Below are 12,733 nucleotides of genomic sequence, written 5' to 3'. Positions count from 1 at the left end.
ACGGCGCACCCGACCGGCGCGGGCCGCCCACGAAGCGCCTCGCGCCCGGACCGCTCACCACCCCGCAGCGGCAGGTCCTCCCGGCCCGCGGGAGCTCCCCGGAGCTCCCGCGGGCCGAGCACCTCCCAGGACCGCTCAGCGGCGCCCGGCCAGCGACCGGCGGCAGGCGAGGAACGTCGCCACGAGGTCCCAGACGGTGATGAGCACCACGACCGCGACGCCGATCCGTGCGAACTCGTCGCCCACCCAGCCGCGCTCCCGGAGGACGGGGTTCACCACCGACTCGGTGCGCAGCACGGTGACGAGAAGTGCGGCCATGGCGAGGTCGAGCACCGCGTTAGTCGCGAACAGCGGCCAGGACCAGCGCCGGCGGAGGAAGCGCAGCAGCTCCCAGCCCCAGGCCAGCACCACGAGCGCGAGGTAGAGCGGCACCCACGGCGTCCACACGGCCGGGTCGAGCAGGGGCTCGCCGGCGAGCGGGCCCTCCCGCAGCAGCGGGCGCGAGAGCAGGAAGGGCGCGGCGAAGGCCAGCCCCAGGGCGACGGTGGACCAGACCAGCTCCCCGACCGTCGTGTCCCGCGCCGGGCGCGGCGGCGGCAGCCGCTCGATCGTCCAGCGCCGGGCCGGCTCCGCCACGGGCGCCGGCCCGCCGGCATCGTCCGCCCCGGCCCGCTCCGTGCGCTCCGCGCGCTCCACGACCGCGTAGACGACGACGGCGATGCCCGCCCCCATCAGCGCCCCCTGCAGCGCCGCCCCGAGTGCGGGCGCGATCGAGAGCACGAGGTAGACGACCAGGTCCTCCCGGCCCGCCTCCCCGAAGAGCCGACCCAGCAAAGTGAGCCCGCCGAACACCCCGGCCAGGACGGGCACGAGGATCCGCAGCAACTGCAGGAAGTCCTGGTAGTGCGCGGGACCGATCAGATGCTGCGGGCCGGGCGCGTAGTCCTCGGCCAGCCGGGCCGGGTCGCCGAGCTCCTCGAGGGCCCGCCGCTCGGCGTCCTCCGGGGCGAGCCCGCGTGCCACGCCGTCGTCGACCATGTCGGCGACGGTGCCGCGCAGCTCGCGGGCCACGTCCTCCCGGGCCCGGGGCGGCAGACGGCGGGAGACCTCGTGGAGGTAGCTCTCGGTGGCCGGGGTGGCAGCAGGGGCAGCGGTGGAGGTCATGGCGATCGGTCCTCGGGACGGGACGGGCGGGACAGGGCCGCGAGCGCGCCGTGCAGCCGGAGCCGCTCGGCGTCCAGGGCGTCCCGGACCCGCGCTCCGGACCCGGTGATCCGGTAGAACTTGCGGGGACGGGACTCCTCGGTGTTCCAGTCGCTCTCGAGCAGACCCTGGGCCTCGAGGCGGCGCAGGAGCGGATAGAGGGTGTTGGCCTCGACGTCGAGCCCGGCGTCGGCCAGCGTCCGGAGCAGGGCGTAGCCGTAGCGGGGCTCGTCCAGGACGAGCAGACAGGCCAGGACCACGGTGCCGCGGCGCAGCTCCTGCTGGTGCGCCGCGACGAGCTGGTCCCCCGGATCGGCCGTCATGACCACACAATACTGTGTGACGCACACTATCGGAAGGGGCGGCGGGGACCCGCCCCTCCGGACGTGCTCAGGCCCCGGGCGGAACGGTGCGGGCGAACGCGGCCTGGGTCCGGACGGGGACGAAGCCCACGGAGCGGTAGAGCGCGTCGGCGCGCGTGGGGTTCGCCGCGTCCACGGTCAGCTCCATCGTGGTCCACGCGCCGTCCGCCGCGGCGGCGGCCACCGTGCCGAGCAGCACCGCCCGCGCCAGTCCGCGGCCCCGGGCCTCCTGCCGCGTGCCCACGCGGTCGACGTAGAGGGCGCCCTCGCGCCACTGGCTCACGGAGCAGTAGGCCAGGATCCGGCCGCCGGGCTCCCGGACCACCCGCCACAGGTCCGTGCGGGCGCTGCGGGCGCCCACCATGTCCGCCCAGGCCTCCGGCGAGCGCGCCGTCGAGCCCCAGTGGGTCGAGAAGGCGTCGTTGTGCGCGAGCCGCAGCTCCTCGGCCATGGTGTCCTCGTACGGCTCCGCGCGCCCGCCGGCCGGGCCAACGGCCGGGCGGAGGGGTGGACCGGGCAGCGGGCGGGTCATGTCGGTGAACCACCGCGCCGGAGCGTAGCCGCGCCCGGCGAGGAAGGTCCGGGCGTCCGCGCCGTCGACCCCGCCCGAGGCGGACAGCTGCACGGCCGCACCCGGGTGGCGCCGGCCGGCGATCTCCAGGGCGCGGGCCTCCATGCGCTCGAACAGCGCGGTGGCGATGCCCCGGCCGCGCCACCGCGGGTGCACCCCGCCGCCCAGGTGCGCGCGGGCCAGGCCCTCGGCGGTCAGGGCCGTGCTCACGTGCACCTGGCCGTAGGCCACCAGGGTGCGGCCGTCCCGGACGCCCCAGGTGTCCGCGGAGGCGTCCACGCCGGCCGAGACGAGCTCCTCGGCCAGGTCGTCGGGCTCGTAGGTCTCCCCGGTGCCGTCCGCCGCGGCCAGCGCGTGGATCAGCGCGGACCACGCAGGCGTGTCCTGGAGGGTCAGCGGGTGGAAGGTCAGGTCCGTGTGGCGGGTCACAGCACGGACGCTAGCCGATCCGCCGCCCGTGCGGGGCGCCTCCGGTGCGTGCGGCGGGACCGGGCCGCGCCGCACGCGGCGCTCAGTCGTCCCAGCCCTCCTGCGGGGTGGCGCAGGACTCCCGGTAGACGTACTGGGAGATCCGCCGCCGCTCGCGGGAGGACCAGTCGATCGCGGGCCGGCGATGCGCCTCCGGCACGTAGCCGAGGCGGTAGACGGCCATGAGCTCGAGGTCCTCGGGCACCTCCAGCAGCTCCACGATCTCGGCCCACCGGGCCGGGGCCTCCATGGGGAAGGAGATGAACTGGATGCCCATGCCCAGCTCCACCGTGGTCAGCCAGAGGTTCTCCATCGCCGCACCCATCGAGAACAGCGAGTAGAACCCGGAGAGCTCCCCGGGCCGGTACTCGCGGCGGTCCAGCATCACGCCCAGCAGCAGCGGCGCCCCGGCGACGAGCTTGTGGTTCTCCGAGCCCAGCGTCTGCGGCACCCGCAGCCGGTTCATCATGGCCTGCCCGCCCGGGGTGAACGCCTTCTTGGTGAACGGGCGCAGCACGGCGGGCAGCTTGTCGAAGAGCATCCCGAAGCGCTGCTCCTCCATCTCCTGCTTGCTGAAGCGGAAGTAGCGCTTGTACCGGTCGAAGAACGTCCCCTCCGCCATCACCTGGGTCATGGACTCGGCGCTGATCCGGGCGATCCGGTCGATGGTCCCCCGGTCCTCGATCAGCACGAAGCGCCACGGCTGGCTGTTGAACTGGGAGGGCGCCGCCGCGGCGGTGCGCAGCAGCAGCCGCTGGTGCTCCGGGGACACCGGGTCCGGCAGGAACGGCCCGTTGGTGGTGCGTCGGTTGAAGACGACGTCGAGGAACTCCATGTGCTCTCCGGTTCGGTCGGTGCGGTCAGCGCGCGCGGTCGGCGCGGGCTCGGATCAGGGCGGTGGCGTAGAACGGCGCCGCGGACAGCGCGGCCACGGCGTGCCGGCGCGGGTGGCCCTGGGCGGGCGTGCCCACGTGCGGCAGAGCGGCCAGCGGCAGCAGCGCCGGCGCCAGCGCACGGGCGGCCGCCCGCCCCGCGGCGGAGGACGAGCCGGCGCCGAGGAGCGTGGCCAGGGCCGTCGTCGTCGTCGTGGCGATGTAGAGGGCGTGGTGGATCCAGCGGAACCGTCCCGTGTGCACGAGCCCTGCCCCCACGGACGCCCCCAGCGCGGCGTTGGCCGCCCAGCACGCGCTCGCGAGGCCGATCCACGGCCCGGGCGGCGGGCCCGGGGCGCGCACGGTGTCTCCCACGGGACTCCCCTTCCGGTCTCCCGTCCGGCACCGGACGGGAGGCCCAGTCTAGTGACGCCGGGGGCGAGGGCTCGGCGGCGGCGCCGCTCCTTGGCGAAACGTGCCGGGCCGCACGAGAATGGGCAGATGCCCCGCTCCGACCCGCGCCCCCGCCCCGACCTCTCGCGGCGGGACCCGGGCCTGCGGGAGCTCATGGACGACCCCGGCTGCGACCTCGGCGCCCTGCAGCGCACCTACGCGCGCTTCGAGGCGATCAACTCCCTGCTCGCCGGGTGGTCGGCCACCTACCGGCGGCGGATCCGCCCGCTGGCGGTCCCCGGCCGGCCCCTGACCGTCCTGGACGTGGGCTCCGGCGGCGGGGACGTCGCCCGGGCCCTGGCCCGCTGGGCGCACCGCGACGGCGTCGACCTGCGGGTCACGGGCGTGGACCCGGACGCCCGCGCCCACGAGTGGGCGGTGGGGCGCACGGCCCGCTGGTCGGCCCGACGCCCGCACCTCGCGCCCCCGGCCTTCCGGCGCACCACCAGCCGGGAGCTCGTCGCGGCGGGCGAGACCTTCGACGTCGTGGTCTCCAACCACCTGCTCCACCACCTCGACCCCGCGCAGGTGCGGGCGCTCGTGGCGGACTCGGAGCGGCTGGCCCGCCGCCTCGTGGTGCACAACGACCTGGTGCGCAGCCCGGCGGCCTACCGGCTGTACTCGGTGGGCGTCCTGCCCCTGGCCCCGGGCTCCTTCCTGCGCACCGACGGGCTGCGCTCGCTGCGCCGGGCCTACGTCCCCGACGAGCTGCGCGCGCTGGCCGGGCCGGGCTGGGAGGTCCTCCCGGGCACCTTCGCGTACCAGCAGCTGGTGCGCGTCCGTTCACTTCCGGTTCAGCCGAGTGGCCCACGCTGACAGCTACGACCAGTTGAGCGGGCCGGACGGGCCCGGGAACGGAGACCACGTGAAGATCGCGATCCTCGGAGGCGACGGCTTCTGCGGCTGGCCCGCCGCTCTGCACCTGTCGGCCCGGGGCCACGACGTGCTCGTCGTCGACAACTTCTCCCGGCGGGCCATCGACGCCGACCTCGGCACCGAGTCGCTGACCCCGATCCGCGACCTCGACGAGCGCCGCACGGCGTGGGCGGAGGTCACCGGCCGGAGGATCGACGCCGTGGAGCTCGATCTGGCCCAGGACTACGAGGAGTTCCTCGGGCTGCTGCGCGCGGAGCGCCCGGACGCCGTGGTGCACTTCGCGGAGCAGCGGGCCGCGCCCTTCTCCATGAAGACCCCCCGGACGAAGCGGTACACGGTGGACAACAACGTCAACGCCACGCACAACGTGCTGTGCGCGATCGTGGAGTCCGGCCTGGACGTCCACCTGGTGCACCTGGGCACCATGGGCGTCTACGGGTACGGCACCGCCGGGATGCGGATCCCCGAGGGCTACCTGGACGTGGAGGTCCCCGGCCCGCGCGGCGGCGTCCCCCAGGAGATCCTCTACCCCTCGAACCCCGGCTCCCTGTACCACATGACCAAGGTGCTGGATCAGACCATGTTCGCGTTCTACGCCAAGAACGACGGGCTGCGGATCACCGACCTGCACCAGGGCATCATCTGGGGCACCAGCACCGTGGAGACGGCGCTCGACGAGCGGCTGGTCAACCGCTTCGACTACGACGGCGACTACGGCACCGTGCTCAACCGGTTCCTCGTCCAGGCGGCGGTCGGTCACCCGCTGACCGTGCACGGCACCGGGGGGCAGACCCGGGCGTTCATCCACATCCAGGACATGGTCCGGTGCGTCGAGCTGGCCCTGAGCCACCCTCCGGAGGCCGGGGACCGGGTGAAGATCTTCAACCAGATGACCGAGACCCACCGGGTCCGCGACCTCGCCCGGCTGGTCTCCGCGCTCACCGGCGCGCGGGTCGAGACGGTGCCCAACCCCCGCCAGGAGTCCGCGGAGAACGACCTGCACGTGGTCAACGAGGCCTTCCTGAGCCTGGGCCTGCAGCCCACCACGCTCTCGGAGGGCCTGCTCCTGGAGGTCGAGCAGACGGCCGAGCGCTGGGCGCACCGCGTGGACCTCTCCCGGATCCCGGCGACCTCCGTGTGGAACGGGCGGCGCCGGCCGGGGGTCCCCGCCCCGGCGTCCCGCCCGGCAGCGGTGGGCGCCTGAGCCGGCGGATGCGGATCGCGCTGTTCACCGACGTCTTCCTGCCGAACGTCGACGGGGTGGTGACCCGGCTGCTGCGCACCCTCGACGAGCTCGGCGACCTCGGCCACGAGGTCCTGGTGCTCACCCCGGGGCGGCCGCCCGAGGCGTACGGGCCGCACCGGGTGGCCCGGGCCCGGTCCGTCGCCTTCCCCTGGTACCCGGACATCCGGGGCGGGCTGCCCACCCCGGCGGCCGAGCGCGCCGTGACGGCGTTCCGCCCGGACGTGGTGCACGCGGTGAACCCGGTGTGGTTCGGCGCCTGGGGCACCCTCTCGGCCCGGTGGCGGGACCTGCCGCTGCTGGCCTCCTTCCACACGGACGTGCCGCAGTACATGAGCGCCCTCGGCCTCGGGCCCCTGCGCGGGGGCGTGGAGCGGTGGATCCGCGCCACGCACAACCTGGCCCAGGTCAACCTGTGCACCTCCGGGCCGATGCTCGAGCGGGCCGCCGGGATGGGCGTGCGGGACCTGGCGCTGTGGCCCAAGGGCGTGGACACCCGGCTCTTCTCGCCCGCGAAGGCCTCCCCCGCCGTGCGCCGGCGCCTCACTGGCGGGCACCCGGAGGAGCGGCTGGTGCTCTCCGTGGGGCGGCTGTCCAAGGAGAAGAACCTCGAGGCGCTGCTCGAGCCGATCCGGCGGCTGCCGGGCACCCGGCTCGCCGTGGTGGGCGCGGGCCCGCACCGGGCGGAGCTCGAGCGGCGCTTCGCCGGCACGCCGACGACCTTCGTCGGGCCGCTGGCCGGGGAGGAGCTCGCCGCCGCCTACGCCTCCGCGGACGTGTTCGCGTTCCCCTCCACCACCGAGACCCTCGGCCTGGTGGCCCTGGAGTCCCTGGCCAGCGGGGTGCCGGTGGTCGGCGCCCGGGCCGGCGGGATCCCGTTCGCGGTCGCCGACGGGCGCACGGGGCTGCTCGCCGCGCCCGGCAGCGCCGACGAGCTCACCGCGCACCTCGTCCGGCTGCTCGGCGACGACGCACTGCGCGCCCGCATGGGCGCGGCCGGCCGGGCCGACGCCGAGGGGCACGGCTGGCGGGCCGCGACCGAGGCGCTCGTGGGCTTCTACGACCAGGCGGTCGGGCGGCACCGGACCCGCCGGGGGCGGCCCGGCCGCGACGTCGCCGGGGACGTGTCCCGGGGAGCCCGGACACGGCCCCGGTCCCGGACGCGCTCCTGACGACCCGGGCGGGGCCTGCACCGCGGCCTCGCCCGTGGCCGGGACGACCGCCTCGTTCACTGTTGCCAATGGCTGCTACCGGCACGTAGTTTGACGGCACAGCAGTCCTTCGGCCGCCGCCCAGGCGCCCCACCGCTCCACGGGGGCCCCTCCGAGCCGCCGCGCGACCAGCAGCACGACGTCTCCTGTCGCCTCCGCCACCGCGCGCGGACGGGTGACGCCGGAGAGGCCCTGCCGCGCGCTGCAGGCCGCGGGACCGGCCCGGGGCCACAACCGGATTCAGGAGACACACGACATGACCGCTGCCAAGACCTGGGCCGCCGCGGGGTCCGCGGCCACGATGCTGGTGGGGGGCCTCGTCCTGGGCGCCCCGGCCGCCGTCGCCGCACCCGGCGACGCGGCCTGCCTGCAGGCCACGAGCCAGTTCGACGCCGCGCTGGCCGGCGCCGGCATCACCCCCGACGCCATCATGTCCCTCGACGGGACGGCGGACGCCGTGGCCGCCGCCGAGGCGCAGTACACCGCGCTGGTGGTGGCCGCGGGCGGTCCGAGCCTGGCCGAGCTCCAGGCCGCCGCGACGGCGCTGGCAGCGGCCCAGGAGTCCGGCGACCCGGTGGCCCTGGCCCAGGCCGAGGCCACGGTCGCCGAGCTGGACGCTGCGCTGGCCGCCGCCCTCGGCACCGCGGACCCCGCCGCCCTCGAGGCGGCGGTCACCGAGACCGGCGCGGCGTTCGACGCGCTCCTGGCGGAGCTGGTCCTCGACGAGGCGACCGTCAACCAGCTCCTCGCACTGCTCGAGCAAGCCGTCGTGGCCTGCGAGGGAGAGCTCGGCCAGCTCCCCGTCGGCACCCCCGTGACCCCGGCACCCGTGGCACCGGCACCCGTGGCCCCGGTGGAGGCCGCCCCCGTGGTGGAGGCGCCCGTGGTGGAGGCTCCTGCCGAGGCCGCTCCGGTGGCCGTCAACCCGGGGCTCAACATGCAGACCGCGGCCGCGGAGCCGGCCGAGGGACCGGGCACGGGCCTGCTGGCCGGTCTGTTCGCCGCCGGGGCGGCGCTGTCGGCGGCGGTCGTGCTGCGGCTGCGCCGGCGCGGCCGGGCCTGAGCGGCGCGGCCGCCCCCGAGGGCCCGCGCGGGAGCTCGGGGCGGCCGACCGGACCGGGTCACCCGGTCCGGTCAGCCGGTCAGGAGAACTCGTACTCGACCTCGGCGAAGTCGTCCGCGTCCAGCACGTAGTGGACCCGCAGCGGCTCGTCCCCGGTGTTGCGCGCGCCGTGCTCGGCCCGGCCCGGCACGAAGACCGTCCAGCCGGGGGCGACCTCGTGCTCGACGCCCTCCAGCACCACGACCCCGCGCCCGGACAGGACGTAGTAGGTCTCCGCCTGGTCGTGGCGGTGCAGGGCCAGGAAACCGCCCTCGGGCAGCTCCGCGACCCCCGTGACCATACCCCGTGTGGGGGTCGACCCGGCGGAGAACAGCGTCCGCCAGCGGAGCCGTCCCCGCGCGTCGTCCCACCCGTCGGCCGGAAGGTCGGCCTCGCGCAGCACGAAGGAGCCCTCGGCCGTCCGGTCGCTCGCCGTGTCGTCGTCGTCCGTCATGGCCCCAGCAAAGCCCGCCGGGCCCGGTCGTGCCAGGACCCGGGCCGGAGCGGTGCGCGGGCGTCCGGAGGGGATCAGCTGCGGGTCACCGCGCTGCTGCCCTGGGTGGGCGCGGTGGGGGGATCCAGCACGGCCACGAGCCGGGCGAGGTCGTGGGCCGCGGTGATGACCAGCCGTCCCTCGTGCGCCGAGGGGTCCGTGAGCTCGGAGCCGAGCCGCCCCACGAGGGAGCGGACCCGCTCGGCGGCCTCCGCCGGGTCCTCCCCCGCGGCCCACGCCCGCACGCCGTCGGCGGAGGACTGCGCCGCCTCGGCGAGCCGGCCGCTCAGGGCCGCGGGGATCACCCAGTCGTGCCCCTTGTGGTCGTAGAGCTCGCGCAGCGCGTCCGTGAACCCCCGGAGGTGGAAGACCACGCTCTCGAGCTGGAGCATCGAGGTGTATCCCGGGTCCGCCTGCCGCCCGCGGCGCAGGACCACGCGGGGGTTGCCCCGGGCGCTCTGCGCGGACTCGTCGACCGCCTCGCGGACCTCGGCCGTGATCCGCACCAGCGAGTGGTTGCGCTCCTGCCAGTCCCGCCCGGCGGTGGTCCCGGGTTCGGCCAGCTCCCCGGCGGCGTCCGCGAGGTAGTCCACGACGACGCCCTGCAGCCGGTCCAGCTGCAGGCGGGCGGTGCGGAAGTCCAGCGGCGGGAACACCAGCGCGTTGACGAGCAGCCCGATCGCGACCCCCACGGACATCTGCACCAGGAAGCCGGCGGAGAAGCCCTCGGCGTCCTGGCCGCCGACGATGAGCACGAACAGCGCCCCCACGGGCACGTACTCCGCCCCGGCCCCGAGCCGGCGGATCCCGGCCAGCAGCACGCCGATGCCCACCGCCACGGCGACCGTCACCAGGTTCGGGTCGCCGACGAGCAGCACCCCGGCCGCGAGGGCGATCCCGAGGGCGATGCCGGCCACCGTCTGCAGGCCCGCGCGCACCGAGCCCAGCACGGTGGGGTACATCGCCGAGATCGCCCCGAGGGGAGCGTAGTAGGGGTACTGGTCGATCACCCCCGGCATCCGCTGGGCCACGACCCAGGACAGGGCCACCGCCAGGGACGTCTTGAGAGCGAGCAGGATCCTGGCGCCGCGTATCGTGTGCATCCCGGACATCCTACGGACCGGCCATGAAGATCGATCCCCCCTCCGGAGCCCCCCTAAGAGCCCCGCGAGGAGCCCGACCCTGAGGAGGCGCCACCATGAGCCGACCCCCGCACCGGCGCCTGCTGCTGGTCCTCGCCGTGGGCCTGGGCGGCGCCCTCGGGACCGGTGCCCGCCACGGGGCCGCGGTGGCGCTGCCGGCGGTGTCCGGCTGGCCGGTGGCCACCCTGGCGGTGAACCTGCTCGGGGCCTTCCTGCTGGGGGTGCTCCTGGAGGCCCTCCTGCTGCGCGGCGAGGAGACCCCCCGCACGCTGCTGCTGCGCCTGGGCGCCGGGACGGGGTTCCTGGGCGGGTTCACGACGTTCTCCTCCCTCGCGCTCGAGGTGCAGCGGATGCTCTCGGCCGGGGCGGCCGGCCAGGCGCTGGGCTACGTGGGGCTCTCCCTGGCCGGCGGCTTCACCGCCTGCCTGGCCGGCGCCCTCCTCGCCGCCCGGGGACGGGCCGCGTGACCGCCCTGCTGATCTGCCTCCTCGGCGGGGCCGGGGCGATGGCCCGGTTCGTCGTCGACGGGGTGGTGCGGCAGCGGGCGGCGACGTCCTTCCCGGCCGGCACGGTGACCGTCAACGTGACGGGGTCCTTCCTCGCCGGGGTGCTCACCGGCGCGGCGCTGGCCGGGGCACTGGGCGGGCCCGCCGTCACCGCGGCCGTCACCGGCTTCTGCGGCGGGTACACCACCTTCTCCACCGCGATGGCCGACACCGTGCGCCTGGTCCGGGACGGTCAGGTGCGGGGCGCGGTGCTCAACGCCTTGGGGACCGCGGCGCTCACCGTGCTCGCCGTGCTCGCCGGACTGGCCGCGGCGACGCCGCTGTTCTGATCCGCCGGGCCGTGCGCCGGCACGGGAGCACCCGCCGCCGGTGCCGCGGTTCGTGCCGGGGAGCAGCGCGGGGCAGCGCGGCCACCGCGCCCGCACCGGTCGGCGGTGCCGGCCCGGGGCTCAGGCCTCGACGCGCAGCTCGTTGCCCGGGATCGAGGCCAGCAGCCTCCGGGTGTAGGGGTGGCGCGGGTTCGTGAAGATCTCCTCGCTCGCGGCCGCCTCCACGAGCTCGCCGTCCTTCATCACGCACACCTCGTCGGAGATGAGCCGGACCACCGCGAGGTCGTGGGAGATGAACAGGTAGGACAGCCCGAACTCCTCCTGCAGCCGGCCGAGCAGGTCCAGGATCTGCTTCTGCACCAGCACGTCGAGCGCGGACACCGGTTCGTCGCACACGATGAGTTCCGGCTGCAGGGCCAGGGCCCGTGCGATCGCCACGCGCTGGCGCTGGCCGCCCGAGAGCTCGTTGGGGTAGCGGTTGACCGTCGAGGGCGGCAGGGCCACCTCCTCGAGCAGCCACTTCACCCGGTCCCGCCGCTCGCCCCGGTCCCCGCGGCCGTAGGTGGACAGCGGCTCCTCGACGATCCGCCCGATGGTGAACATGGGGTTCAGGGACGAGTAGGGGTCCTGGAAGATCGGCTGCACGCGCTGCCGGAACGCCGCCAGCTCCTTGCCGCGCAGACCCGTCACGTCCTGGCCGTCGAACCGGATCGACCCGGAGGTGGGCTCGTAGAGCTTCAGCAGCATCCGCGCCGTCGTCGTCTTGCCCGACCCGGACTCCCCCACGATCGCCACCGTCCTGCCCCGCGGCACGGTGAGCGAGACGTCGCGGACGGCCGTGAAGTCGGGCTGCCCCAGCCGCCCCTTGAAGACCTTCGTGAGGTCCTCGATCACCACGAGCGGCTCCCGGGCGGAGCCGGGACCGGATGCAGGGACGGGTCCGGGGACGGTCCCGGCGGCGGGGCCCGTGGAGACCGCGGCGGAGACGGCCGTCGAGCCCTGCGCCGGGACGGCCGCCGGGCTCCGGAGCGGGTCCGCCGCCGGCCCCGGCGCGGAGGGCACCCCGACGCGGGCCGCCGCCACCGAGGGCGCCGCCTGCACGAGCCGGCGCGTGTACTCGTGCTGCGGGTCCTCCAGCACCTGCGCGGACGGACCGGCCTCCACGATCCGGCCCCGGTGCATCACCACGATGTCCTGGGCGCGCTCGGCGGCCAGACCGAGGTCGTGGGTGATGAGCAGCACGGACGTGCCGATCTCCTCGGTCATCCGCTCGATCTGGTCCAGGATGGTCCGCTGCACGGTGACGTCCAGGGCCGAGGTCGGCTCGTCGGCGATGAGCAGCCGCGGCCGGCAGGCGAGCCCGATCGCGATGAGGGCGCGCTGGCGCATGCCCCCGGAGAACTCGTGCGGGTACTGGGCGGCGCGGCGCTCGGGCTCGGGCAGGCCGGCGGCCGCCAGGGCCGCGACGACGTGCTCGTGCACGTTCTTGCGGGTGGCCAGGCCGTGCACGAGCAGCGTCTCGGCGACCTGCTGCCCCACCGTGGTCACGGGGTTGAGGTTGGACATGGGGTCCTGCGGCACCAGGCCGATCTGGCGGCCCCGGACGGCCCGCATCCGGGACTCGTCGAGGCCCACGAGCTCCTGCCCGGCGAACCGCACGGACCCGCCGGTGACCCGGCCGTTGCCGGGCAGCAGGCCGATCACCGACATCGCCGTGGTGGACTTGCCCGAGCCGGACTCCCCCACGATGGCGAGGGTGCGGCCCTGGCGCAGCGTCAGGGACGCCTCGTGGACGGCCTGGACCGGCCCGTTCATCGTCGTGAAGGCCACGGCGAGGTCCTCGACCTCGAGCAGGGGGGCGTCGGCCGCCCCGGGGACGGTGTCTGCTGCGGTCATGGCTGG

Annotated in this window: 14 protein-coding genes; 6 read left to right on the top strand and 8 right to left on the bottom strand. The window is 75.7% G+C overall.

Features of this window, described 5'->3' with window-relative positions:
- Positions 1 to 135: 135 nt before the first annotated feature.
- From GMA12_RS14395 to GMA12_RS14375, 5 genes are all read right to left on the bottom strand, one after another.
- Positions 136 to 1,164 carry a permease prefix domain 1-containing protein gene (locus tag GMA12_RS14395; RefSeq protein WP_156270156.1) on the bottom strand — a complete coding sequence of 343 codons (1,029 nt, stop codon included), beginning with the start codon at positions 1,162 to 1,164 and terminating at the stop codon, positions 136 to 138.
- Positions 1,161 to 1,526, bottom strand: a complete 366-nt coding sequence (locus tag GMA12_RS14390; protein WP_156270155.1) for a PadR family transcriptional regulator — start codon at positions 1,524 to 1,526, stop codon at positions 1,161 to 1,163. Before GMA12_RS14390 ends, GMA12_RS14395 begins: the two co-directional genes overlap by 4 nt.
- 67 nt (positions 1,527 to 1,593) lie before the next feature.
- On the bottom strand, positions 1,594 to 2,565 hold the full coding sequence (locus GMA12_RS19600; protein WP_156270154.1) for a GNAT family N-acetyltransferase: 972 nt from the start codon (positions 2,563 to 2,565) through the stop codon (positions 1,594 to 1,596).
- An 82-nt stretch (positions 2,566 to 2,647) separates the two neighbouring features.
- A complete protein-coding gene (locus GMA12_RS14380) occupies positions 2,648 to 3,439 on the bottom strand; it encodes a nitroreductase family protein (protein ID WP_156270153.1) in 792 nt (263 codons plus the stop codon).
- A 25-nt stretch (positions 3,440 to 3,464) separates the two neighbouring features.
- Positions 3,465 to 3,851 carry a hypothetical protein gene (locus tag GMA12_RS14375; RefSeq protein ID WP_370831655.1) on the bottom strand — a complete coding sequence of 129 codons (387 nt, stop codon included), beginning with the start codon at positions 3,849 to 3,851 and terminating at the stop codon, positions 3,465 to 3,467.
- 126 nt (positions 3,852 to 3,977) lie between these two features.
- Here GMA12_RS14375 and GMA12_RS14370 point away from each other — a divergent pair, with 126 nt between their 5' ends.
- From GMA12_RS14370 to GMA12_RS14355, 4 genes are all read left to right on the top strand, one after another.
- Complete coding sequence (locus GMA12_RS14370; protein ID WP_156270152.1) at positions 3,978 to 4,745, top strand: methyltransferase domain-containing protein; 768 nt, start codon at positions 3,978 to 3,980, stop codon at positions 4,743 to 4,745.
- Positions 4,746 to 4,794: 49 nt separating this feature from the next.
- On the top strand, positions 4,795 to 6,009 hold the full coding sequence (locus GMA12_RS14365; RefSeq protein WP_162459895.1) for an NAD-dependent epimerase/dehydratase family protein: 1,215 nt from the start codon (positions 4,795 to 4,797) through the stop codon (positions 6,007 to 6,009).
- A gap of 8 nt (positions 6,010 to 6,017) precedes the next feature.
- Entirely contained in the window at positions 6,018 to 7,220 is a 1,203-nt protein-coding gene (locus GMA12_RS14360) for a glycosyltransferase family 4 protein (protein WP_156270151.1), read from the top strand.
- A gap of 295 nt (positions 7,221 to 7,515) precedes the next feature.
- Positions 7,516 to 8,322: a hypothetical protein gene (locus tag GMA12_RS14355; protein WP_156270150.1), complete on the top strand. Its 807-nt coding sequence runs from the start codon at positions 7,516 to 7,518 to the stop codon at positions 8,320 to 8,322.
- Positions 8,323 to 8,401: 79 nt separating this feature from the next.
- Here the strand turns inward: GMA12_RS14355 and GMA12_RS14350 are convergent, their stop codons facing one another.
- Positions 8,402 to 8,815: a cupin domain-containing protein gene (locus GMA12_RS14350; RefSeq protein ID WP_156270149.1), complete on the bottom strand. Its 414-nt coding sequence runs from the start codon at positions 8,813 to 8,815 to the stop codon at positions 8,402 to 8,404.
- A 74-nt stretch (positions 8,816 to 8,889) separates the two neighbouring features.
- On the bottom strand, positions 8,890 to 9,957 hold the full coding sequence (locus tag GMA12_RS14345) for an FUSC family protein (RefSeq protein WP_162459894.1): 1,068 nt from the start codon (positions 9,955 to 9,957) through the stop codon (positions 8,890 to 8,892).
- Positions 9,958 to 10,052: 95 nt separating this feature from the next.
- Here GMA12_RS14345 and GMA12_RS14340 point away from each other — a divergent pair, with 95 nt between their 5' ends.
- The gene (locus tag GMA12_RS14340) at positions 10,053 to 10,463 is read left to right on the top strand and encodes a fluoride efflux transporter FluC (RefSeq protein ID WP_156270147.1); all 411 of its coding nucleotides are present in this window, start codon (positions 10,053 to 10,055) and stop codon (positions 10,461 to 10,463) included.
- Positions 10,460 to 10,831 carry a fluoride efflux transporter FluC gene (locus tag GMA12_RS14335; RefSeq protein WP_162459893.1) on the top strand — a complete coding sequence of 124 codons (372 nt, stop codon included), beginning with the start codon at positions 10,460 to 10,462 and terminating at the stop codon, positions 10,829 to 10,831. The genes GMA12_RS14340 and GMA12_RS14335 overlap by 4 nt, the downstream gene beginning before the upstream one ends.
- Positions 10,832 to 10,951: 120 nt before the next feature.
- Here the strand turns inward: GMA12_RS14335 and GMA12_RS14330 are convergent, their stop codons facing one another.
- Entirely contained in the window at positions 10,952 to 12,727 is a 1,776-nt protein-coding gene (locus GMA12_RS14330) for a dipeptide ABC transporter ATP-binding protein (protein WP_156270146.1), read from the bottom strand.
- Between the last annotated feature and the right edge of the window lie 6 nt (positions 12,728 to 12,733).

The organism is Kocuria sediminis (assembly GCF_009735315.1).
Taxonomy (GTDB): Bacteria; Actinomycetota; Actinomycetes; order Actinomycetales; family Micrococcaceae; genus Kocuria; species Kocuria turfanensis.
This window is presented reverse-complemented; position numbering and strand designations above follow the sequence as displayed.